Source organism: Kitasatospora sp. MAA19, from assembly GCF_029894125.1.
GTDB lineage: Bacteria > Actinomycetota > Actinomycetes > Streptomycetales > Streptomycetaceae > Kitasatospora.
On the sequence record NZ_JARXYZ010000008.1, the window covers coordinates 148,503 to 171,620 of the forward strand.

Genomic DNA, 23,118 nt, shown 5'->3' on the forward strand with positions numbered 1-23,118 from the left:
GTGCTCACTTCTGCTCACCTCCTGAGGTGGCGGCGACCGGGTGGGCCGGCGCCGGGTCGGTCTCGTGGACCTGCGAGAGCGTCGCGTTCACCGAGGGGTTGACCAGGTCGGTGAGCGGCTTGGGGTAGACGCCGAGCAGGATGGTCAGCGCCACCAGCGGGGCGACCACGGCGAGTTCGCGGACCTTGAGGTCGGGCATCGTGCTGACCTCGGCCTTCACCGGGCCGGTCATGGTGCGCTGGTACAGCAGCAGGGCGTACAGCGCGGCCAGCACGATGCCGAAGGTCGCCACGATGCCGATCGCCGGGTAGCGGGTGAACGTGCCCACCAGCACCAGGAACTCGCTGACGAACGGCGCCAGCCCCGGCAGCGACAGGGTGGCCAGGCCACCGACCAGGAACGTCCCGGCGAGCACCGGGGCGACCTTCTGCACGCCGCCGTAGTCGGCGATCAGCCGCGAGCCGCGACGGGAGATCAGGAAGCCCGCCACCAGCATCCACGCGGCGGTGGAGATGCCGTGGTTGACCATGTAGAGGGTGGCTCCGCTCTGACCCTGGCTGGTCAGCGCGAAGATGCCCATGATGATGAAGCCGAAGTGCGAGATCGAGGCGTAGGCGACCAGCCGCTTGATGTCCTTCTGACCGACCGCCAGCAGCGCGCCGTAGATGATCCCGATCACCGAGAGGACCAGGATCGCCGGGGCGAAGGTCTTCGAGGCATCCGGGAACAGGCCGAGGCAGAAGCGCAGCATCGCGAAGGTGCCGACCTTGTCCACCACGGCGGTGATCAGCACGGCGGTGCCAGCGGTGGCCTCGCCCATCGCGTTCGGCAGCCAGGTGTGCAGCGGCCACAGCGGGGCCTTCACCGCGAAGGCGAAGAAGAAGCCCAGGAACAGCGCCTTCTCGGCGGTGCCGGTCAGCTGCAGCTTGCCGTCGGCGATCGCCGAGGTGAGGGTCTGCAGGTCGAAGGTGCCCAGGCCCTGGTCCTGCGCGATCACGTACAGGCCGATCACGGCGGCCAGCATCACCAGGCCGCCGAGCAGGTTGTAGAGCAGGAATTTCACGGCCGCGTACGAGCGCTGGCGCGCCGCCTCGGGGCCGCCGGCCCGGTCGCCGAAGCCGCCGATCAGGAAGTACATCGGGATCAGCATGGCTTCGAAGAACACGTAGAACAGGAAGACGTCGGTGGCGTAGAAGGAGACGATCACCATCGCCTCCACCGCCAGGATCAGGGCGAAGAAGCCCTGGGTGCGGCGCCGGTTCTCGAACGTCCCGTCGGGCGCGACCGGGGCCGGGTCGGCGTCGTGCCAGGAGGCCAGCATCACCACCGGCACCAGGACGGCGGTGAGCAGGGCGAGGACGGCGCCGATGCCGTCCACGCCGAGCGAGAAGGTGATCCCGAAGGAGCGGATCCAGCTGTACGACTCGGTCAGCTGGTAGCGGGCGCCGTGCGGGTCGAACCGCGTCGCCACCACGGCGGCCAGCACCAGGGTGACGGCCGAGACGCCCAGGGCGACGGCCTTGGTGGTCGAGCGCCGGGCCTCGGTCGACCCGGCGGGCAGGGCGGCGGTCAGCACCGCGCCGGCCGCCGGGACGGCACAGGTGACGGTCAGCAGCGCACTCATGCCAGACCTCCCCGACGGATTTCGTGATCCCTATCCATCAGACGGACCTCATCAGGAGAGTCGTGGCGACCAGCACCAGCGTGCCGCCGAACATGGAGAGCGCGTACGAGCGGACGAAGCCGTTCTGGACCCTGCGCAGCCGACCGGAGATGCCGCCGATGGTGGCGGCCAGACCGTTGACGAAGCCGTCCAGGCCGCGGCTGTCGAAGTAGACCAGCGCCGCGGTGAGCGCCGAGCCCGGGCGGACCAGGACGGCGTGGTTGAAGTCGTCCTGGAGCAGGTCGCGGCGGGCGGCCCGGGTGAGCGGGGAGCCGACCGGCGGCACCACGGGGACGGCGGAGCGCCCGTACATCAGGTACGAGACGGCGACGCCGGCCAGCATGCAGGCCGTGGTGAGCAGGGTGACCACCAGCGGGGCGAGCGGCGAGTCGCCCTCGGAATGGCCGGTGACCGGCTCCAGCCAGGTCAGGAACGAGCCGTTGTAGGCGAACAGCCCGCCCGCGAAGACCGAGCCGAAGGCCAGCAGGACCATCGGGATCGTCATGGTCTTCGGCGACTCGTGCGGGTGCGGGGCGTTGCCGTCGGCGTCGGGCTGCCAGCGCTTCTCGCCGAAGAAGGTCAGGAGCATCACCCGGGTCATGTAGAACGCGGTGACGGCGGCGCCGACCAGCGCGCACAGGCCGAGGATCCAGCCCTCGGTGCCGCCCTTGGCGAAGGCCGCCTCGATGATCTTGTCCTTGGAGAAGAAGCCGGACAGGCCGGGGAAGCCGATGATCGCCAGGTAGCCGAGGCCGAAGGTGACGAAGGTGACCGGCATGTGCTTGCGCAGGCCACCGTAGTGACGCATGTCCACCTCGTCGTTCATGCCGTGCATGACCGACCCGGCGCCGAGGAACAGCCCGGCCTTGAAGAAGCCGTGCGTCACCAGGTGCATGATCGCGAAGGCGTAGCCGATCGGGCCGAGCCCGGCCGCCAGCACCATGTAGCCGATCTGCGACATGGTCGACCCGGCCAGCGCCTTCTTGATGTCGTCCTTGGCGCAACCGACGATCGCACCGAACAGCAGCGTGACCGCGCCGACCACCACCACGGCGGTCTGCGCGTCCGGCGCCAGGTCGAAGATCGCGGACGAGCGGGTGATCAGGTAGACGCCAGCGGTCACCATGGTGGCCGCGTGGATCAGCGCCGACACCGGGGTCGGGCCCTCCATGGCGTCGCCGAGCCAGGACTGCAGCGGCACCTGCGCGGACTTGCCGCAGGCCGCCAGCAGCAGCATCAGGCCGATCGCCGTCAGCTTGCCCTCGCTCGCCTGGGCCGCCCCGCCGACGGTGCCCGCCGAACCGAGGATGGGTTCGAAGGAGAAGGAGCCGAACTCGACGAACATCAGCATGATCGCGATCGACAGGCCCATGTCGCCGACCCGGTTGACGATGAAGGCCTTCTTCGCCGCCGTCGCCGCGCTCGGCTTGTGCTGCCAGAAGCCGATCAGCAGGTACGAGGCGAGGCCCACGCCCTCCCAACCGAAGTACAGCAGCAGGTAGTTGTCGGCGACCACCAGCAGCAGCATGGCGGCCAGGAACAGGTTCAGGTACGCGAAGAAGCGGCGTCGGCGCTCGTCGTGCGCCATGTAGCCCACCGAGTACAGGTGGATCAGCGTGCCGACGCCGGTGATCAACAGGACGAAGGTCATCGACAACTGGTCGAGCCGGAACGAGATGTCGGCCTGGAAGCCGTTCACCGGGATCCAGCTGAACAGGTGCTTGGTGATGGCCCGGTGCTCGGCCTCGCGGCCCAGCATGTCCGAGAACAGCGCCAGGCCGAAGCCGAACGAGAGCGCCGCGAGGGCGGTGGCCAGCCAGTGGCCGAAGCGGTCCAGTGCCCGGCCGCCGAGCAGGAGCAGGGCGGCGCCGGCCAGCGGGGCCGCCACCAGCAGCGGAATGAGAGAGTTCACCGAGGCCCTCCGCCTACAGCTTCATCAGATTGCTGTCGTCGACCGAAGCGGAGTGCCTGGTCCGGAAGATGGAGACGATGATGGCGAGGCCGACCACGACCTCGGCCGCCGCGACCACCATCGTGAAGAACGCGATGATCTGGCCGTCCAGGGTGCCGTGCAGCCGGGAGAAGGTCACCAGGGCGAGGTTCGAGGCGTTCAGCATCAGCTCCACGCACATGAACAGCACGATCGCGTTGCGCCGGATGAGCACCCCGGCGGCCCCGATGGTGAACAACAGGGCGGAGAGGTACAGGTAGTTGACCGGGTTCACTCCGCGCCCTCCTGGTCGGCCTTCGGAACGTCCGTCTGCGCGTCCGGCTGCTGGGCCGGCACCGGCTCCAGGGACTTGCGCGGCCCGGCGACCGTCGGCCGCTCGGACGACGGCCGGCCCAGCCAGTCGGCCGTGGTGTTCTCCAGCTCGGCCATCCGCCGCAGCATCTCCTGGCTGACGTCCCGGATCTGGCCGCGCTCGCGCAGCGTCTCCATCACCGAGTCCTCCGCGATCGTGCCGTCCGGCAGCAGCGCCGGGATGTCCACCGCGTTGTGCCGCGCGTACACGCCCGGCGCCGGCAGCGGCGGCAGCTGGATGTTGTCCTTGACCCGCTGCGCGGCCAGCTCGCGCTGCGTCTTCGGGGCCTTCACGTGCTCGCGGTGGGTCAGCACCATCGCGCCGATCGCCGCGGTGATCAGCAGCGCGCCGGTGACCTCGAAGGCCCACACGTAGCGGGTGAAGATCAGCCGGGCCAGGCCCGGCACGTTGCCCTCGGCGTTCGCCTCGGACAGGCCGGTGAAGTGGTTCAGCCTGGCGTCGGCGATCCCGGCGATCAGCAGCACGCCGAAGCCCAGCCCGCACAGCACCGCGGCGAACCGCTGGCCCTTCAGCTGCTCCTTCAAGGAGTCCTCGCTGGTGACGCCGACCAGCATCACCACGAACAGGAAGAGCATCATGATCGCGCCGGTGTAGACGACGATCTGCACCACGCCCAGGAACACCGCGCCCTGGGCCATGTAACAGACCGCCAGCGCCAGCATCGTGGCGGCCAGGCACAACGCGCTGTGCACGGCCTTGCGCATCAGCACCATGCCGAGCGCGCCGCCGACCGCGACCACCGCGAGCACCCAGAACTGGACGGCCTCCCCGAGGGAGGTCGTCCCGGTGGCGGCCAGGTTCAGGGCAGTCACTGCTGGACCTCCCTCTCCCGGTCGGTGCGCTCCTGCTGGACCGTCCCGGGCGCCGCCGCGGTGATCTCGCCCCGGTAGTACGCGCCCTCGTCGGCGCCCGGGAAGATCGTGTGCGGGGAGTCCACCATGCCCTCGGACAGGCCCACCAGCAGTTGCTCCTTGGTGAAGATCAGGTCCTTGCGCGAGGAGTCGGCCAGCTCGTACTCGTTGGTCATGGTGAGCGCCCGGGTCGGGCAGGCCTCGATACACAGCCCGCACAGGATGCAGCGGGCGTAGTTGATCTGGTAGACCGCGCCGTAGCGCTCGCCGGGCGAGTAGCGCTCCTCGTCCCGGTTGTCGGCGCCCTCCACGTAGATGGCGTCGGCCGGGCAGGCCCACGCGCACAGCTCGCAGCCGACGCACTTCTCCAGGCCGTCCGGGTGCCGGTTCAGCTGGTGGCGGCCGTGGAAGCGCGGAGCGGTGGGCTTCTTCTGCTCCGGGTACTGCTCGGTGAGCCGCTTCTTGAACATGGCCTTGAAGGTCACGCCGAAGCCGGCGGCCGGGCCGAGGATCGACGGCTTGTCGGGCCGCTCGGCCCGGTCCGTCTGGTCGGACGACATCTCGGTTCAGCTCCCTTCGGAATGGTCGGCCCCGTTGAGGGCGTCCTGGAGTTGCTTCGGGGCACGGCTGCGCCGGCGCGGCACCGGCGGGAGCTCCTGGCCGGGCAGCGGCGGCACCGGGTAGCCGCCCGCCATCGGATCGAACCCGCCCTCGGGAGACTCGGGTTCGGGCTCGGACTCGGGGGCCTTCTTCAGGAAGTCCCGCAGCAGGGCGAGCAGCAGGATCACCCCGACCGGGGCACCGACGTACAGCACCACCTCGCCGAAGCCGTAGCCCTCGTTGCGCAGCGCCCGCACGCTGGCGATCAGCACCAGCCACACCAGCGAGACCGGGATCAGCACCTTCCAGCCCAGCTTCATGAACTGGTCGTAGCGGAACCGGGGCAGCGTGCCGCGCAGCCAGATGAAGAAGAACAGCAGCAGCTGGATCTTCAGCGTGATCCACAGCATCGGCCACCAGCCGTGGTTGGCGCCCGCCCAGAAGGTCGACACCGGCCACGGGGCCCGCCAGCCGCCCAGGAACAGGGTGGAGGCGACGGCCGAGACGGTCACCATGTTGACGTACTCGGCCAGCATGAACATCGCGAACTTCAGCGAGGAGTACTCGGTGTTGAAGCCGCCGACCAGCTCGCCCTCGGCCTCCGGGAGGTCGAACGGCGCCCGGTTGGTCTCGCCGACCATCGCGACGATGTAGACGATGAACGACACCGGCAGCAGCGCCGCGAACCAGGTCGGCTGCTGGTGCGCCACGATCTCCGAGGTCGACATCGACCCCGAGTAGATGAACACCGCCGCGAACGACAGGCCCATCGCGATCTCGTAGCTGATCATCTGCGCGGCCGAGCGCACCCCGCCCAGCAGCGGGTACGTCGAACCGGACGACCAGCCGGCCAGCACGATGCCGTAGATGCCGATCGAGGCCGTCGCCAGGATGTACAGCAGCGCCACCGGGAAGTCGGTCAGCTGCATCGCCGTCCGGGTGCCGAAGATCGACACCTCGTTGCCGGCCGGGCCGAACGGGATCACCGCGAAGGCCATGAACGCCGGGATGGCGCAGACGATCGGGGCCAGGATGTAGACCACCTTGTCCGCACCCTTGACCACCAGGTCTTCCTTGAGCGCCAGCTTCACGCCGTCCGCCAGGGACTGCAGCATCCCCCAGGGGCCGTGCCGGTTCGGCCCGATGCGCAACTGCATCCAGGCCACCACCTTGCGCTCCCAGACGATCGCGATCAGCACCGTCAGGACCAGGAAGCCGAAGCAGAACACCGCCTTCAGCAGCACCAGCCACCACGGGTCCTGGCCGAAGAAGTGGAGCGTCTCGTACGGCTGCGGAGTCATCGGTCCTCCCCTTCGCTGCCCGCGTCGTCGGCCTGGGCGCCGGCCGGGGCCCCGGTCTCGGCCGAGGTCTTGGCGGGCGGTTCGGCCGCCGCCGCGGCGATCGTGACCAGGTGGCCGACGGTGGTGCCGAGCGCGCGCTGGGCGCCGCCCGGTGTGGAGTTGAGCGGGATCCAGACCGTGCGGTCCGGGATCGAGTCGGTGACCTCCAGCGGCAGGGTCAGCGAGCCCGCCGGGCCGGTCAGCCGCAGCGCCGCACCCGCCTCGGCGCCGGCCTGCCCGGCACCGATCTCCTTCGCGGTGACCGGCGAGACCCGGGCCACCGCCCGGTGCCGGGTGCCCGCCAGGTGCGGATCGCCCTGCTGCAGCGTGCCGTTGTCCAGCAGCTGACGCCAACCCGCCAGCACCGCCTGGCCGGTGGCCGGGCGGGGCAGCAGGCCGGGGTGCGCGGCCGGGTCGGCGGACCGGTCACCCGTCCACGGGGTGAAGTGGTCCAGCTCCAGCCGGGCCGCCCGGACGTCCGGCAGGCCGAGCCGGTGGCCCAGCGCGTCCGCCAGCATGGTCAGCACCCGCAGGTCCGAGTACAGGTGGCGGCCCATCTGCTGGTCGGGCTTGAGCGCCGCCTCGAACATCCGCACCCGGCCCTCCCAGTCCAGGAAGGTGCCGGCCTTCTCCGCCACCGCCGCCACCGGCAGCACCACGTCGGCGCGCGCCGTCACCGCGGAGGGCCGCAGCTCCAGCGACACCACGAACGGCACCGCCGCCAGCGCCTCGTCGGCCAGCGCCGGATCCGGCAGGTCGTCCGGGTCGACGCCGCCGACCAGCAGCGCGTCCAGGTCGCCGTGCGCGGCCGCCGCGAGAATCTGGTCGGTGTCCCGGCCCAGCCGGGACGGCAGCTCCGCCACGCCCCACAGCGCGGCGGCCTCCGCCCGGGCCGCCGGGGCCGCCACCGGACGGCCGCCCGGCAGCAGCCCCGGCAGCGCACCCGCCTCGACCGCGCCCCGCTCACCGGCCCGGCGCGGCACCCAGGCCAGCCGCGCGCCGGTCGCGTGCGCCAGCCGCAGCAGCGCCGTCAGCGCGCCCGGGGTGGCGGCCAGCCGCTCGCCCGCCAGGATCACCGCGCCCGGGCTGCGCAGCAGCTCCGCGGCCCGCCCGGCCTCGTCGTTCAGCGGCTCGTCGGCGGCCAGCGCGGCGAACCACTCCGCCTCCGTGCCCGGGGCGGCCGGCAGCAGCGTGCCGTTCAGCTTGGCCAGGCCCCGGGAGGCGAACGCCGCCACCGAGTACACCTTCAGGCCCCGGTCGCGGGCGGCCTTGCGCAGCCGCAGGAAGACGATCGGCGACTCCTCCTCCGGCTCGAAGCCCGCCAGCAGCACCGCCGGCGCCTGCTCCAGCTGCTCGTAGGTCAGGCCCTCGCCGTCCACGTCCACCCCGCGCCCGGCGACGGCCGCGGCCAGGAAGTCCGCCTCCTCGCCGCTGTGCGGGCGGGCCCGGAAGTCCACGTCGTTGGTGCCGAGCACCACCCGCGCGAACTTGGCGTACGCGTAGGCGTCCTCGACGGTCACCCGTCCGCCGGTCAGCACCCCGGTCCGGGCGCCGCGCAGACCCTCGGCCGCCCGGGCCAGCGCCTCCGGCCAGGAGGCGGGCACCAGTTCGCCGTCCACCCGCACCAGCGGGGTGGTGATCCGGTCCCGCTGCTGGGCGTAGCGGAACGCGAACCGCCCCTTGTCGCAGTTCCACTCCTCGTTGACCGCCGGGTCCTCACCCGCCAGCCGGCGCAGCACCTTGCCGCGCCGGTGGTCGGTGCGCTGGGCGCAGCCGGCGGAGCAGTGCTCGCACACGCTGGGCGAGGAGACCAGGTCGAACGGGCGCGAGCGGAAACGATAAGCCGCCGACGTCAGCGCACCCACCGGGCAGATCTGGATGGTGTTCCCGGAGAAGTACGAGTCGAGCGGCTCGGCGTCCCCGATGCCGACCTGCTGCAGCGCCCCGCGCTCCAGCAGGTCGATGAACGGGTCCCCGGCGATCTGCTGCGAGAAGCGGGTGCAGCGCGCGCACAGCACGCAGCGCTCCCGGTCCAGCAGCACCTGCGTACTGAGCGGGATCGGCTTCTCGTAGGTGCGCTTCATCCCCTCGAAGCGGCTGTCGGCGTCGCCGGTGGACATCGCCTGGTTCTGCAGCGGACACTCGCCGCCCTTGTCGCAGACCGGGCAGTCCAGCGGGTGGTTGATCAGCAGCAGCTCCATCACGCCGCGCTGCGCCTTCTCGGCCACCGGCGAGCTCACCTGCGTGCGCACCACCATGCCCTCGGCGACCGGGATGGTGCACGAGGCGACGGGCTTGCGCTGCCCCTCGATCTCGACGATGCACTGCCGGCAGGCGCCGGCCGGGTCGAGCAGCGGGTGGTCGCAGAAGCGCGGGATCTGGGTGCCGATCTGTTCGGCGGCCCGGATCACCAACGTCCCCTTGGGGACCTGCACTTCGACGCCGTCGATGGTGAGCGTGACCAGTTCGACCGCGGCCTTGTCGCCCGTGGAGGTGGATGGCTCTGTGATCGTCACGCGTGCACCTCCCTTTCGGTGGCGGACTGGTGGCCGGGGCGGGGGCCGTCGGCCCAGACGGTGGAGGCGGCCGGGTCGAACGGGCAGCGGCGCTCGGCCAGGTGCTGCTCGTACTCGGCCCGGAAGTACTGGAGGGAGGAGACGATCGGGCTGGCGGCACCGTCACCCAGTGCGCAGAAGGACTTGCCGTTGATGTTGTCGGCGATGTCGAGGAGTTTCTCCAGATCCCCCTCGACGCCCTCGCCCGCCTCGATCCGCTTGAGCAGCTGGACCAGCCAGTAGGTGCCCTCGCGGCAGGGGGTGCACTTGCCGCAGGACTCGTGGGCGTAGAACTCCGTCCAGCGGGTGACCGCCCGCACCACGCAGGTGGTCTCGTCGAAGACCTGCAGCGCCTTGGTGCCGAGCATCGAGCCGGCCGCGGCGACGCCCTCGTAGTCCAGCGGGACGTCCAGGTACTCGTCGGTGAACATCGGGGTGGACGAGCCGCCCGGGGTCCAGAACTTCAGCCGGTGGCCGGACCGGACGCCGCCGCTCATGTCCAGCAGCTGGCGCAGCGTGATGCCCAGCGGCGCCTCGTACTGGCCGGGGTTGGTGACGTGGCCGGAGAGCGAGTAGAGCGTGAAGCCGGGGGACTTCTCGGTGCCCAGGCCCTTGAACCACTCCTTGCCGCGGGCCAGGATCGGCGGCACCGAGGCGATCGACTCCACGTTGTTGACCACCGTCGGGCACGCGTACAGGCCGGCGATCGCCGGGAACGGCGGGCGCAGCCGGGGCTGGCCTCGGCGGCCCTCCAGCGAGTCCAGCAGCGCCGTCTCCTCGCCGCAGATGTAGGCGCCGGCGCCGGCGTGCACGGTGATGTCGAGGTTCGCGCCCGAGCCGAGGATGTCCCGGCCCAGCAGCCCGGCCTGGTACGCCTCGGCGACGGCCGCGTGCAGGCGGCGCAGCACCGGGACGACCTCGCCGCGCAGGTAGATGAACGCGTGGTCGCAGCGGATCGCGTAGGAGGCGATGATCATGCCCTCGATCAGCGCGTGCGGGTTGGCGAACAGCAGCGGGATGTCCTTGCAGGTGCCCGGCTCGGACTCGTCCGCGTTGACCACCAGGTAGTGCGGCTTGCCGTCGTTCTGCGGGATGAACTGCCACTTCATCCCGGTGGGGAAGCCGGCGCCGCCGCGGCCGCGCAGCCCGGCGTCCTTGACCAGGGCGATCACGTCGTCCGGCGGCATGGCCAGGGCCGCCTTGAGGCCCTCGTAGCCCTGGTGGCGACGGTAGGTGGCGAGCGTCCAGGGGCGGCTGTCGTCCCAGGAGGCCGACAGGACGGGGGTGAGCAGCTTCTCGGCCGGCTCGGCGGAGGTCATCACGCTTCGGTCCCTTCGTGACCGGTTCCCTCGTGGCGGGGAGCGACGACCCGGGTGCCGCCGGTGCCGGGCAGCGCCTCGCCCTTGGCCAGCCGCAGGCCGGCCAGCGAGGGCGCGCCGCCGGCACCGGACTCGTCGTTGGCGCCCGGGCGCTCGTCGGGGAAGCCGGCCAGGATCCGGGCGGTCTCCTTGAAGTCGCACAGCCGGGCGCCGCGGGTCGGCCGGACCTCGCGGCCGGCCCGCAGGTCGTCCACCAGCTGCCGGGCGCTGTCCGGGGTCTGGTCGTCGAAGAACTCCCAGTTGACCATCACCACGGGGGCGTAGTCGCAGGCCGCGTTGCACTCGATGTGCTCGATCGAGATCTCGCCGTCCTCGGTGGTCTCGTTGTTGCGCACGCCGAGGTGCTGCTGGAGCTCGGCGAAGATCTGGTCGCCGCCGAGCACCGCGCACAGGGTGTTGGTGCAGACCCCGACGTGGTACTTACCGGCCGGGCGCCGCCGGTACATGGTGTAGAAGGTGGCGACCGCAGTGACCTCGGCGGTGGTGAGGTCCAACTGCTCGGCGCAGAACCGGATGCCGGTCGGGCTGACGAAGCCCTCCTCGGCCTGCACCAGGTGCAGCAGCGGCAGCAGCGCCGACCGGGCCTGCGGGTAGCGGGAGATCAGCTCGGCGGCGTCGGCGGCCAGCCGGGCGTGCACCTCCTCGGGGTACGGTGTGGCCGGCAGCGCCGGCATCCCCAACTGGACGTCTGTCACCGGTCCACGCCTCCCATCACCGGGTCGATCCCGGCCACCGCGACGATCACGTCGGCGACCTGGCCGCCCTCGCACATCGCCGCCATCGTCTGCAGATTGGTGAACGACGGATCCCGGAAGTGGACCCGGTACGGGCGCGTCCCGCCGTCGCTGACCACGTGCACGCCCAGCTCGCCCTTGGGCGACTCGACCGCCGCGTACGCCTGGCCGACCGGGACCCGGAAGCCCTCGGTGACCAGCTTGAAGTGGTGGATCAGGGCCTCCATCGAGGTGCCCATGATCTTGCGGATGTGGTCGAGCGAGTTGCCCATCCCGTCGGGGCCGACGGAGAGTTGGGCGGGCCAGGCGATCTTCTTGTCGGCCACCATGACCGGGCCCGGGCGTAGCCGGTCCAGGCACTGCTCGACGATCCGCAGCGACTGCCGCATCTCCTCCAGACGGATCAGGAAGCGGCCGTAGGAGTCGGCGCTGTCGGCGGTCACGACCTCGAAGTCGTAGTCCTCGTAGCCGCAGTACGGGTCGGTCTTGCGCAGGTCGTGCGGCAGGCCGGTGGCGCGCAGGATCGGGCCGGTGGCGCCGAGGGCCAGGCAGCCGGGCAGGTCGAGGAAGCCGACGTCGACCAGGCGGGCCTTGAACACCGGGTTGCCGGTGGCGAGTTTGTCGTACTCGTGCATCCGGGAGCGGAGCGTCTTCACGCACTCGCGGATCTGGTCGACGGCGCCGGGCGGGAGGTCCTGGGCGAGTCCGCCGGGGCGCACGTACGCGTGGTTCATGCGCAGGCCGGTGACCAGCTCGAAGACGTCCAGGATCAGCTCGCGGTCGCGGAAGCCGTAGATCATCAGGGTGGTGGAGCCGATCTCCATGCCACCGGTGGCCAGGCAGACCAGGTGCGAGGCGATCCGGTTGAGCTCCATCATCAGGACCCGGATGACGTTGGCCCGGTCCGGGACGTCGCCGGTGATGCCGAGCAGCTTCTCCACGGCCAGGCAGTACGCGGTCTCGTTGAACAGCGGGGTCAGGTAGTCCATCCGGGTCACGAAGGTGGTGCCCTGGACCCAGTTGCGGAACTCCATGTTCTTCTCGATGCCGGTGTGGAGGTAGCCGATGCCGCAGCGGGCCTCCTTCACCGTCTCGCCGTCGATCTCCAGGATCAGCCGCAGCACGCCGTGGGTGGACGGGTGCTGGGGGCCCATGTTGACGATGATGCGCTCGTCGTCGGCCCGGCCGACCGCCTCGACCACCTCGCCCCAGTCGCCGCCGGTGACCGTGAAGACCCGGCCCTCGGTGGTGTCCCGGGCCTCCGCCCGCTCGGCCTCCGCCTGCTCGGCCCCTGTCCGCTCGGCGTCTGTCCGCTCGGTCTCTTCGTGATGCTGAGTAGTCATCAGCTGTACGACCTCCGCTGGTCGGGTGCCGGGATCTGGGCGCCCTTGTACTCGACGGGGATGCCGCCGAGCGGGTAGTCCTTGCGCTGCGGGTGGCCCAGCCAGTCGTCCGGCATCATGATCCGGGTGAGCGCCGGGTGGCCGTCGAAGACCAGGCCGAAGAAGTCGTAGGCCTCGCGCTCGTGCCAGTCGTTGGTCGGGTAGACGCTCACCACCGAGGGGATCCGCGGGTCGGCGTCCGGCGCGGTGACCTCCACCCGGATCAGCCGTCCGTGGGTGATCGAGCGCAGGTGGTAGACCGCGTGCAGTTCGCGGCCCTGGTCGGCGGGGTAGTGCACGCCGCTCACGCCCAGGCACAGCTCGAAGCGCAGCGCCGGGTCGTCGCGCAGGGTGCGGGCGGTCCTGAGCAGGTGGGCGCGGTCAATGTGGAAGGTGAGCTCGCCGCGGTCGACGACGGTCTTCTCGATCACCTCGGCCGGGTCCAGGCCCTGCTCCTCCAGGGCGCCCTCCAGCTCGTCGGCGACCTCGTCGAACCAGCCGCCGTACGGCCGGGCGCTCGGGCCGGGCAGCACGATCGGCGCGGCCAGGCCGCCGAAGCCGGAGGTGTCGCCGCTGCCCTGGGCGCCGAACATGCCCTGCCGGCGGCCGACCACCTCGACCGGGATCTCGCGGACCGGCCGCTCGGGGACCGACTCCTCGCCGCGGGTCTCGGGTAGCTGTTCGCTCATCGCAGCTGCCCCCGCATCTCGCTGACCGGGGTGGCCCGGAGGGCGAGCGCCTCGCCGAGCTCCTCGGCCCGGCGCCGGTTCGCGCCCAGCGGCTCGTGCTGGATCTTGTCGTGCAGCTTCAGGATGGCGTCCATCAGCATCTCCGGGCGGGGCGGGCAGCCGGGCAGGTAGATGTCCACCGGGACGATGTGGTCGACGCCCTGCACGATCGCGTAGTTGTTGAACATCCCGCCCGAGGAGGCGCAGACGCCCATCGAGATGACCCACTTCGGGTTGGCCATCTGGTCGTACACCTGGCGCAGCACCGGGGCCATCTTTTGGCTCACCCGCCCCGCCACGATCATCAGATCGGCCTGCCGGGGGGAGCCCCGGAACACCTCCATGCCGAACCGGGCCAGGTCGTAGCGGCCGGCGCCGGTGGTCATCATCTCGATCGCGCAGCAGGCCAGACCGAAGGTGGCCGGGAAGAGTGACGCCTTGCGCACCCAGCCGGCGGCCGTCTCCACGGTCGTGAGCAGAAAGCCGCTCGGCAGCTTCTCCTCGATTCCCATCAGATCCCTCTCAATGCCCTCAAGAAGCCCTCAAGTCCTGTGGTGCGGCCGGCCCGTTCGGGCTTGTCCGCTCGTTCACAAAGGCGGCGGCCACCCCGCGTTCAGTCCCACTCCAGACCGCCGCGGCGCCACACGTAGGCGTACGCGACGAAGACGGTGGCGATGAACAGGAGCATCTCGACCAACCCGAAGATCCCCAGGGCGTCGAAGGTCACCGCCCAGGGGTAGAGAAAGACGATCTCGATGTCGAAGACGATGAAGAGCATCGCCGTCAGGTAGTACTTGATCGGGAACCGACCGCCGCCCACGGGCTGCGGGGTCGGCTCGATGCCGCACTCGTACGCCTCCAACTTGGCCCGGTTGTAGCGCTTGGGGCCGGTGAGTGAGGCCATCACGACGGAGCCGACCGCGAACGCCGCCGCGATGGCACCGAGTACGAGGATCGGCGCGTAGGCATTCATAGCCCCCGCTCCCTCCGTCCAGTCGTCCTTGACTGCAGATCGGAACCGGCGGGTCACGCTGAGGTGAACCCGCGTTCCGGTTCCCGGGATCCACCTCATGTGAGGCAGTTCACAAAGCCTGGAACGAGCGCATCCTATGCCCGTCGGCTTGTGATCTGCGACACGCAGTTCAACGTCATCTTTGTGATCTACGACACGATGAGAACCGTGTCGAATATGAACATGCCCATAATTGTCAACGCAAAGAAGTCAAATGGTCACAACCGGTCGCATTTACTTGTGAAGCGGCTGGTCAGAGCCGCGCTCTTATATCAACTATGCTTCGCCGGGAGCAAATTTTCTGGCGTCATGTTGACGTGTTATAGCGGCTCACCCTGAGGGGTGGCGCGGTTCCGAACGCCCGCTTGACCCTTCGTTCACAAGCGCGCGAGGTGCTGCTCGGAGGGGGTCTCCCCCCTCCCCCTCCCCCTCCCCACCCCCCACCCGCCACCCGCCGCCCGCCGCCCGCCGCCCGCCCGACCTTCTCCGGTGCTGGGTCATGCCTGACCCAGGGCGGGGCGCCCCGATCTCCGTGCGCTGGGGCCGGTTACCGGCTACCAGCCGCCTTCTCCCAGACCCAGGCCGCGATGCCCACCCGGTTACGGGCACCGAGCTTGCGCTGGACGTTGGCGAGGTGGTTCTTCACCGTCCCCGGTGAGATGAACAGCCCCGCTCCGATCTCGGCGTTCGTCGCGCCGTCCGCCACCAGTTCGGCGATCTCCCTTTCTCGCGCGGTCAGCTCCTCAACCGGGCCGGCCTTCAGCGGCGCCGGTGCCACAGGTCCGGCGCCGGTCCTCCGGTCGCCCGCCGGCGCCGCCATGTGCCGCAGCAACCTGACGGTGACCTGCGGGCTGATCAACGCGTCCCCCGCCATCGCCGCGCGGACCGCCTCGACCAGCAGCACCGGCCCAGAACGCTTCAGCAGGAACCCGGCCGCACCGTGCCACAGGGCCGTGTGCACGTACTCGTCCAGGTCGAAGGTGGTCACCACGATCACCTTGCACTCCCCGGCCAACTGTCTTGTGACCTCCAGACCGTCGAGCCGTGGCATCCGGATGTCCGCGAGCACGACGTCCGGTCGAAGCCGTCGGGCCTCCTCCACCGCTGCGACTCCGTCCGCTGCCTCCGCCACCACGGCCATGTCCGGCTGGACGTCCAAGATCATCCGGAACGCGCTGCGGACATCCGCCTGGTCGTCGGCGACCAGGATCCGAATCGGGCCCGTGCTGCCCCTCATCTCCACCCTTCCCCTGTGCTGGTCCTCACCGGACCGGTCTCCCCTGCATCTCCCGTTCCTCCCCTGCCTCCTCCACCCGCTGCGCTTCTCGCGTCTCGTTTCCCTCCTGCCGCTCCAACGGCAGCCTCACCGTCACCTGCCAGGCATCCTGGCCGTCCGCACCCGCTGCCAACGTGCCCCCGAGCGCCTCCACCCGGGCCGCCAGCCCCGGTAGTCCGCTGCCGCCGCCCCGGCGCGGGCGCCCACCTACACCAGGGGCGAGGCCGTCATTCACCACCAGCAACTCCAGCCACCCGCCGGTGCAGCGCGCCCTGACCTCGACCTGCCGTACGCCCGGGGCGTGACGCCGGACGTTGGTCAGGGCCTCGACAACGACCCGGTGAACCGTGCCCTCCACCTCCCGAGGTACTGGCTCCTCCGGGAGCTCCAGCCGGACCTCGGCGGCGCCCGAGGCGGTGAACCGCTCGACCAACTCGACGAGTTCGGCCAGCCCCTGCTGCGGTCCGCGCCCAGTCCCCTCCTCTGTGCGCAGCAGTTGAACCGTCCGGTCCAGCGAGGCCAGGGCCCGCTGCCCGGCCTGCTCTATCCGCTCGAACATCTCGACCGCCCGGGCCGGGTCGATGGCTGCCAGATAGGCCCCGGCCTGGGCCTGGGCGACCATGCCGCTGACGTCATGCGCCACGAAGTCGTGCAGGTCGTGGGCCAGTTCGAGCCGCTGGGCACGCCGTGCCTCGGCGACCGCCCTGTGCCGCCCCGCGTCCAGGCCGCGCAGATAAAGCCCGATCAGAACGGCCGGCAGGGCCAGCATCGACCCGAAACCGAAGAGGGTGAGCACGTCTCCGGGCCCGTCGATCGCCTGGAAGCGGGACGGCCAGAGCGCGACCGCACCACAGGCCGTCCAGGCCGCCGCCGCGCACCGCGGGCCGTCCTCCGCGCGCAGCAGGAGGACCACCGCCAGCAGCAGCGCGGCCAGTTCGGCCAGGCCGAGCACCCCGGGCCATCGGTCCGACTCCGTCCAGCGGCCGGCGAGCCAGACGGCGATCGTGACCGCCGACGACATCGCCCCGACCGCCGCGGTCGCGACCGCGGCCCCTCGGCGCCTGCGCGCCATGGGCACCAGCAGGAGGGTGGCCGGAACGACCACCGCCAGCAGCTGACTCATCGCCATCTCCTCCTTTCGACTGCCGCCACGTTACGACGGGTCGCCGACTGCTCGCTTGTGCCGATCGGCATATTTCAGAGGCCTGTTGAGCAGGGAGAACAGCCCGATCGGCAGCTGTCGCGGATCGGCCGCAGCGGTCAGGCTTGAGCCATCGAAGCGGCCGGATGGGCCGACCGCGAAGGGAGTTCACCCCCATGTCGAAGATCATGATCAAGGCCCGGACCACCACTCGTCCGACCCCCTCGGCCGTCCCGGCCGTCCCGCCCGCGCCGCGATGGGCCGAGCTCGCCGCCAGGGCCACCGTCCTGACGACCGTGCCCTCGGGGCTGTGGCGGATCGCGTTCGGCTTCGGCGTCCCGGTCGGTTTCACTGGCGCCACGGCCGCGCGGTACGCCGAGCACCAGCCGGGCTGGGGCACGGTCTACGTCGTGGTGCTGAGCGCCCTGGCCGAGGCGTTGGCCTTCCTGACCGTCGGGCTGGTCCGGCCCTGGGGGCGGGTGGCGCCTCGCTGGATCCCGCTGATCGGCGGCCGGGCGGTCCGGCCGCTCGCGGCGATCGTTCCGGCCGCACTGGGCTCGGCGATTCTGACCACGCTCGGGATAGCCGCGCTGACCGGCGGCTGGAGCCGGAACATGGCGGAGGCGGACTCCCCGCACGGCATCGCCGGCCTGGTGATGACCCTCGCCTACCTGCCGCTGGTCGCCTGGGGTCCGCTGCTCGGCGTGGTCACCGTCGACTACGCCCGACGCACCCTGCGGCGCAGGTGACCACCGTGGCGTGTCACGCCGGGGCGGGCTCCGACTCCCGGTCCGCGGCTTCGGCCTCGGCCTCGGCCTGGCACGGAGCCGGGGCGGTGCGGCGGCCCCACTCGGTCGCGACCAGCACCAGGGCTCCGCCGACCAGGGCGAGCGGGCCCATCCGGTTCCCGGCGATGGTGATGCCGAAGACGGCAGCCCACAGCGGCTCGGTGCCGAGCAGCAGGCTCACCCGGGACGGCGAGGTGGCGCGGACGGCCCACATCTGGACGAAGAAGGCGAACAGCGTGCAGAACAGGGACAGATGCAGCAGCCAGGCCCACTGGCCGGGCCCATACGAGCTGGCGAGAGTCCACGGCGACGGCCCCACGACCGCCGCGACGACCGCGAACACGGCGGTGGCAACAGCGAGTTGGACCCAGGTCAGAGCAAGCATGCCGGTGTCGCGGACGGCCCGGACGCGGGCCGTCGCCAGGACGAAGGCCGAACGGACCAGGGCGGCACCCAGGACCAGCAGGTCCCCGAGGGAAGGAGGACGCAGCCCGCCGTCCCCGGTGAGCAGGGCGACGCCGAGCACGGCCAGCCCCGCGGCCGCGAGGAAGGCCCGCGGCGGCGCCGTCCGGCCGAGGGCGCTCTCGCCGAGCGGTGTGAACACCATCGCCAGGCTGATGATCAGCCCCGCATTGGTGGCGGAGGTGTGCACGGCGCCGTAGGTCTCCAGCAGGAAGATCCCGCTGAGCACCAGCCCCAGCGCGCCGCCGCCGAGCCACTCGGCACGGCTCAGCCGCCGGAGCGCCGGCCAGGCGACCGCCCCCAGCAGCGGCAGCACCAGCCGGAACCGCAGGACCAGCATCGCCACGGCCGTCCCGGGCCCTGCCACCCGCTGGACGGCGAGGAAGCTCGATCCCCACACCACCGCCACGAGCAGGACCGGCAGATCGCGAAGGACCGAGGAGGACGAGGACATGGACAACGGGGCACGCATGGGTCAGATCCCTCCGAGCGTACGGAACCGGCGGGCGCGAGTACCGTACGGCGTCGGACGGACCCTGGAGCCGGGCGGAAGGCCCGGCTGTCGACGGGGCGGAGCGTGGAGCAGGAGGGCGCCATCTTCGCGCACCGGCCCGTCCGCGATCAATGCCCTTCCGGGTCCGGCGGTCAGCCGCCGAGCAGGCCGTTCGCCGCAGCGATCTCCTCGATGTCCGCCGGGGTCCCGGACATGATGGCGCGGACGTGCTCGGTGACGAGTTCCACCGGCCAGTCCCACCAGGCCGCGCGGAGCAGTCGCTCGACGTCGGCGTCCTCGAAGCGGCGCCGGATCGGGCGGGCAGGGTTGCCACCGACGATGGTGTACGGATCGACGTCGGCGGAGACCATCGCGCCGGCCGCAATGATCGCGCCGTCGCCGATCCGGACACCGGGCAGGACGGTGGCGCCGTGGCCGAACCAGACGTCGTTGCCGATCACGGTGTCGCCCCGGCTGGGCAGGCCCGTGACGATGTCGAGGGTCCGCTCGGTCCAGTCGCCGCCGAACATCGTGAACGGGAAGGTGGACACACCGATGCTCGGGTGGGCGGCGCCGGCCATCAGGAAGCGGGTCCCGGTGGCGATCGCGCAGTACTTGCCGATCACCAGCCGCTCGGGCCCGTAGGCGTAGAGGACGTTGCGCTGCTCGAAGCGGGTGGCCCCGTCGGGGTCGTCGAAGTAGGTGTACGCGCCGACCTCGATCCGCGGGTCGGTGACGAGCGGGCGCAGCAGGACCACCCGGTCGTGGCCGGCGAGCGGGTGCAGGGCGGTGGGATCGGGAATGGCGGTGGCGGTCATGCGGACTCCTCTCGTAACGCGACTAAAGTCGCATTACGATGAGCATGGCACGGCCACCTCGCCACAGCAAGCATTAATGCGACTGGAGTCGACTTTGAACGGGAACACTTCCGCGAACACCTCCGAGAACGCCCGCACGCACACCTTCGAAAACCCCCACCCCGAGCCCCGCACCCCGACCCCGCGCCCCGGCGGCCGCAGCGCCCGGGTCAGGGCAGAGGTGGTCGCCGCCACCCTCGCCGAGGTCGCCGAGAAGGGGTACGACGGCCTCACCGTCGAGGCGGTCGCGACCCGCTCCGGCGTCCACAAGGCGACGTTGTACCGGCGGTGGACCGGGGTGGACGGCTTGGTCGCGGACGCCCTGACCGCCTCGGCCGACCAGTCCTGGCCGCTGCCCGATACCGGCGACCTCCGCGAGGACCTGCGCCGGATCACCCGGGAGGTGTTCACCGTCTTCACCGATCCCGACCTGGGCGCCACCCCCACCGCGCTGATCCTCGCCGCCCAGCGCTCCGACGCCGGCGCGGCCGCCCTGCGCGCCTTCTTCACCGCCCGTCACCGCCAGGCCGCCGAGGTGTCCGAACGAGCGGTCGCCCGCGGCGAGTTGCCCGCCGGGACGGACGGCGCCGAGGTAGTCCGGGCCGCCACCGCCCCGCTCTACTACCGACTGTTCGTCACCGGCGAGCCGCTGGACGCCCACACCGCCGAACGCGCCGCCGACGCCGCCGCGCTGGCCGCCCGCGCCGGACTCTTCACCACCGCACCGCCCGCCGACCCCGCACCGACCGCCAACCCCGCACCGACCGCCAACCCCGGCCCCCGGAAAGCCTCCTGACGCTCCCGCCCCTCCGCCCGCCCGATGGAACCCGATCCCCACCGCCCCCTACCGGATCGCCGCCCCGGCGTGGATGATGGCGCCATGCCAACCCCGCCGTCCACCACCCCTCGGAAGGCAAGTCACGTGAAGCGCGCACCCTGGGCGGCCCTGCTCGCCGTCGCCACCGTCCTCCCGCTCACGGCGAGCGCCGGCACCGCCGTCGCGGACACCCCGCCCCCCGCGCCCGCCTGCACCTACACCCCCGCGGTGCCGGCCGACAACTTCAAGGGCATCCCGGTCTTCGACGCCAAGAAGGCCGCCCAGCCCTACCGCGCCACCCTGCGCACCAGCCAGGGCGCGATCACCTTCCAGGCGTTGACCGACAAGGCACCCTGCACCACCTTCTCGTTCCGCTTCCTCGCCGAGCACGACTACTTCGACCGCAGCCACTGCCACCGCCTCACCACCCAGCGGCTCTACGTCCTGCAGTGCGGCGACCCGACCGGCACCGGCAGCGGCGGCCCCGGCTACTCCTTCCCGGACGAGAACCTGACCGGCGCCACCTACCCGGCCGGGACCGTGGCGATGGCCAACGCCGGTCCGAACACCAACGGCAGCCAGTTCTTCTTCGTCTGGAAGGACACCAAGCTCTCCCCCGCCTACACCCCGTTCGGCCGGGTCACGGCGGGCCTGGACGTGCTGCAGAAGATCGCCGCCGGCGGCGAGGACGACCAGAACAACCCCGGCGACGGCTTCCCCAACCTCCCCGTGAACATCCGCCACGTGAAGATCAGCACCCACTGACCGAAGGCCCACCCCGTCGGCCGGGCTCCCGCGCCCACTGACCGGCCGACCGCCGCCCGCCGCTGCTCCCGTACGGTGACAGCACCAACGACACCGCACGGGAGCAGCGCACATGGACAGCCGGATCTGGGAGAGCGTCGACCACCTGGTCGCGTGGCTCGACGAGGAGAGCACGCAGTCGCCCCGGGAGAAACGCCTGCTGCGGATCCTCAAGCTCTCCGAGGAGGTCGGCGAGGTCGGCGCCGCGGTGATCGGCGCCACCGGCCAGAACCCGCGCAAGGGCGTCACCCACAGCTGGGAGGACGTCCAGCACGAGCTCTGCGACGTCGTCTTCTCCGCCCTCGTCGCCCTCCGGACGCTCACCCCCGACGCGGCCCGGGTCTTCGCCGACCGCCTCGCCTACGTCGAACAGCGCTCCGCCGCCTCCCGCCACCCCGTGGACCGGGAGCGGAAGACGGCGGAGGAAAAGGAGGAGACAGAGAAGACGAAGGAGACGGAGCAGAAGCCCTAGGCGTTCGGCGCGACCTTCGCGAGGCCGTTGATGATGCGGTCCATCGCGTCGCCGCCCTGCGGGTCGGTGAGGTTGGCGAGCATCTTGAGGGTGAAGCGCATCAGCATCGGGTGGGTGAGGCCCCGCTGGGTGGCGAGCTGCATCACCTTGGGGTTGCCGATGAGCTTCACGAAGGCGCGGCCCATCGTGTAGTAGCCGCCGTAGACGTCCTTGAGGATGCGCGGGTAGCCCTGCAGGGCGCGCTCGCGTCCGGTCGCGGTGACCCGGGCGTGGGCCTGGACGATGACGCCGGCGACGATCTGACCGGATTCCATCGCGTAGGCGATGCCCTCGCCGTTGAACGGGTTGACCATGCCGCCCGCGTCGCCGACGAGCAGCAGGCCGCGGGTGTAGTGCGGCTGCCGGTTGAAGGCCATCGGCAGCGCGGCGCCGCGGATCGGGTCGGTCATGTTCTCGGGGGTGTAGCCCCACTCCTCCGGCATGCCGGCGCACCAGGCCTTGAGCACCTCGCGCCAGTCGAGTTCGCCGAACGCGGGCGAGGAGTTGAGGATGCCGAGGCCGACGTTGGAGGTGCCGTCGCCCATGCCGAAGACCCAGCCGTACCCGGGCAGCTGCCTGCGCTGGCCACCGCGGGTGTCCCACAGCTCCAGCCAGGACTCCAGGTAGTCGTCGTCGTGGCGCGGCGAGGTGAAGTACGTCCGGTAGGCGACGCCCATCGGGCGGTCCTCGCGGCGGTGCAGGCCCATGGCGAGGGAGAGCCGGGTGGAGTTGCCGTCGGCGGCGACCACCAGCGGGGCGCGGAAGGTGACCGGCCGCTTCTCGTCACCGAGCTTGGCGGTGACGCCGACGATCCGGCCGGTGCGGTCGTCCAGGACCGGCCCGCTGACGTTGCAGCGCTCGTAGAGCCGGGCGCCGGCCTTCTCGGCCTGACGGGCCAGCAGCTCGTCGAAGTCGGCGCGCTTGCGGACCAGGCCGTAGTCGGGGAAGGCGGACAGCTCGGGCCAGTCCAGCTCCAGCCGGACGCCGCCGCCGATGATGCGCAGGCCCTTGTTGTGCAGCCAGCCGTTCTCGGTGGAGACGTCGATGCCCATGTCCACCAGCTGCTTGGTGGCGCGCGGGGTCAGGCCGTCACCGCAGACCTTCTCGCGCGGGAACGCGGTCTTCTCCAGCAGCAGCACGTCCAGCCCGGCCTGGGCGAGGTAGTACGCGGTGGTGGACCCGGCCGGGCCCGCGCCGACCACGATGACGTCGGCCGTGCTCTCGATCGGGCTGTCCGGCTTCGTCAGATCGGCTGCGGTCTCGGACACGGTGGACACTCTCCTGGAGCTGCGGCTGGGGGACGGCTGCTTTTGTCTCCGGCAGTCTAGTTCCGTCCCCGCCGCCGGAAACGACCGCGCCCCCACCCCACCGGTCCCCCACCGCACCGGCCGCACCGGCCGC

Annotated in this window: 22 protein-coding genes; 4 read left to right on the top strand and 18 right to left on the bottom strand. The window is 71.2% G+C overall.

All coding sequences use genetic code 11. The features are described 5' to 3' along the window. Positions 1-4: 4 nt before the first annotated feature. From P3T27_RS15370 to P3T27_RS15440, 15 genes are all read right to left on the bottom strand, one after another. Positions 5-1,624, bottom strand: coding sequence for an NADH-quinone oxidoreductase subunit M (locus P3T27_RS15370; RefSeq protein WP_280678591.1), 1,620 nt, complete (start codon positions 1,622-1,624; stop codon positions 5-7). A gap of 37 nt (positions 1,625-1,661) precedes the next feature. Next, positions 1,662-3,575 (bottom strand): NADH-quinone oxidoreductase subunit L, encoded by a 1,914-nt coding sequence (gene nuoL, locus P3T27_RS15375; RefSeq protein WP_280678593.1) that lies wholly within the window; start codon positions 3,573-3,575, stop codon positions 1,662-1,664. Positions 3,576-3,588: 13 nt separating this feature from the next. Beyond that, positions 3,589-3,888, bottom strand: a complete 300-nt coding sequence (nuoK, locus tag P3T27_RS15380) for an NADH-quinone oxidoreductase subunit NuoK (RefSeq protein ID WP_195911268.1) — start codon at positions 3,886-3,888, stop codon at positions 3,589-3,591. After that, positions 3,885-4,790 (bottom strand): NADH-quinone oxidoreductase subunit J, encoded by a 906-nt coding sequence (locus P3T27_RS15385; RefSeq protein WP_280678843.1) that lies wholly within the window; start codon positions 4,788-4,790, stop codon positions 3,885-3,887. Before P3T27_RS15385 ends, nuoK begins: the two co-directional genes overlap by 4 nt. A 5-nt stretch (positions 4,791-4,795) precedes the next feature. Continuing rightward, on the bottom strand, positions 4,796-5,398 hold the full coding sequence (gene nuoI, locus P3T27_RS15390; protein ID WP_280678596.1) for an NADH-quinone oxidoreductase subunit NuoI: 603 nt from the start codon (positions 5,396-5,398) through the stop codon (positions 4,796-4,798). Between the two features lie 6 nt (positions 5,399-5,404). Then, a complete protein-coding gene (nuoH, locus tag P3T27_RS15395) occupies positions 5,405-6,739 on the bottom strand; it encodes an NADH-quinone oxidoreductase subunit NuoH (RefSeq protein ID WP_280678598.1) in 1,335 nt (444 codons plus the stop codon). Further along, positions 6,736-9,294: an NADH-quinone oxidoreductase subunit G gene (locus tag P3T27_RS15400; protein WP_280678600.1), complete on the bottom strand. Its 2,559-nt coding sequence runs from the start codon at positions 9,292-9,294 to the stop codon at positions 6,736-6,738. The genes nuoH and P3T27_RS15400 overlap by 4 nt, the downstream gene beginning before the upstream one ends. Next, positions 9,291-10,652 carry an NADH-quinone oxidoreductase subunit NuoF gene (nuoF, locus tag P3T27_RS15405; protein WP_280678602.1) on the bottom strand — a complete coding sequence of 454 codons (1,362 nt, stop codon included), beginning with the start codon at positions 10,650-10,652 and terminating at the stop codon, positions 9,291-9,293. The genes P3T27_RS15400 and nuoF overlap by 4 nt, the downstream gene beginning before the upstream one ends. Then, a complete protein-coding gene (gene nuoE / locus P3T27_RS15410; RefSeq protein WP_348534101.1) occupies positions 10,652-11,407 on the bottom strand; it encodes an NADH-quinone oxidoreductase subunit NuoE in 756 nt (251 codons plus the stop codon). The genes nuoF and nuoE overlap by 1 nt, the downstream gene beginning before the upstream one ends. Further along, positions 11,404-12,789 carry an NADH-quinone oxidoreductase subunit D gene (locus P3T27_RS15415; protein WP_280678604.1) on the bottom strand — a complete coding sequence of 462 codons (1,386 nt, stop codon included), beginning with the start codon at positions 12,787-12,789 and terminating at the stop codon, positions 11,404-11,406. Before P3T27_RS15415 ends, nuoE begins: the two co-directional genes overlap by 4 nt. Next, positions 12,789-13,517 (bottom strand): NADH-quinone oxidoreductase subunit C, encoded by a 729-nt coding sequence (locus tag P3T27_RS15420; protein ID WP_280678606.1) that lies wholly within the window; start codon positions 13,515-13,517, stop codon positions 12,789-12,791. Before P3T27_RS15420 ends, P3T27_RS15415 begins: the two co-directional genes overlap by 1 nt. After that, positions 13,514-14,068 (bottom strand): NADH-quinone oxidoreductase subunit B family protein, encoded by a 555-nt coding sequence (locus tag P3T27_RS15425; protein WP_280678608.1) that lies wholly within the window; start codon positions 14,066-14,068, stop codon positions 13,514-13,516. The genes P3T27_RS15420 and P3T27_RS15425 overlap by 4 nt, the downstream gene beginning before the upstream one ends. A gap of 101 nt (positions 14,069-14,169) precedes the next feature. Continuing rightward, the gene (locus tag P3T27_RS15430) at positions 14,170-14,529 is read right to left on the bottom strand and encodes an NADH-quinone oxidoreductase subunit A (protein ID WP_030060100.1); all 360 of its coding nucleotides are present in this window, start codon (positions 14,527-14,529) and stop codon (positions 14,170-14,172) included. Positions 14,530-15,115: 586 nt separating this feature from the next. Further along, complete coding sequence (locus P3T27_RS15435) at positions 15,116-15,805, bottom strand: response regulator transcription factor (RefSeq protein WP_280678610.1); 690 nt, start codon at positions 15,803-15,805, stop codon at positions 15,116-15,118. A 25-nt stretch (positions 15,806-15,830) separates the two neighbouring features. After that, positions 15,831-16,967, bottom strand: coding sequence for a histidine kinase (locus P3T27_RS15440; RefSeq protein WP_280678612.1), 1,137 nt, complete (start codon positions 16,965-16,967; stop codon positions 15,831-15,833). Between the two features lie 194 nt (positions 16,968-17,161). On the opposite strand from P3T27_RS15440, the gene P3T27_RS15445 reads away from it, so the two are divergent. Beyond that, positions 17,162-17,734, top strand: a complete 573-nt coding sequence (locus tag P3T27_RS15445; protein ID WP_280678614.1) for a hypothetical protein — start codon at positions 17,162-17,164, stop codon at positions 17,732-17,734. A gap of 13 nt (positions 17,735-17,747) precedes the next feature. On the opposite strand, the gene P3T27_RS15450 is transcribed toward P3T27_RS15445, so the two are convergent. Beyond that, the gene (locus tag P3T27_RS15450) at positions 17,748-18,707 is read right to left on the bottom strand and encodes a DMT family transporter (RefSeq protein ID WP_280678616.1); all 960 of its coding nucleotides are present in this window, start codon (positions 18,705-18,707) and stop codon (positions 17,748-17,750) included. 173 nt (positions 18,708-18,880) lie between these two features. After that, complete coding sequence (locus P3T27_RS15455; protein WP_280678618.1) at positions 18,881-19,546, bottom strand: CatB-related O-acetyltransferase; 666 nt, start codon at positions 19,544-19,546, stop codon at positions 18,881-18,883. 94 nt (positions 19,547-19,640) lie between these two features. Between P3T27_RS15455 and P3T27_RS15460 the strand changes: the two genes are divergently transcribed. From P3T27_RS15460 to P3T27_RS15470, 3 genes are all read left to right on the top strand, one after another. Continuing rightward, entirely contained in the window at positions 19,641-20,381 is a 741-nt protein-coding gene (locus P3T27_RS15460; protein ID WP_280678620.1) for a TetR/AcrR family transcriptional regulator, read from the top strand. A 126-nt stretch (positions 20,382-20,507) separates the two neighbouring features. Next, positions 20,508-21,167, top strand: a complete 660-nt coding sequence (locus P3T27_RS15465; protein WP_280678622.1) for a peptidylprolyl isomerase — start codon at positions 20,508-20,510, stop codon at positions 21,165-21,167. A 112-nt stretch (positions 21,168-21,279) separates the two neighbouring features. Next, a complete protein-coding gene (locus tag P3T27_RS15470) occupies positions 21,280-21,678 on the top strand; it encodes a MazG-like family protein (protein ID WP_280678624.1) in 399 nt (132 codons plus the stop codon). Here the strand turns inward: P3T27_RS15470 and P3T27_RS15475 are convergent. Further along, a complete protein-coding gene (locus tag P3T27_RS15475; protein ID WP_280678847.1) occupies positions 21,675-22,964 on the bottom strand; it encodes a geranylgeranyl reductase family protein in 1,290 nt (429 codons plus the stop codon). The two genes, P3T27_RS15470 and P3T27_RS15475, sit on opposite strands and share 4 nt — an antisense overlap. Positions 22,965-23,118: the final 154 nt, after the last annotated feature.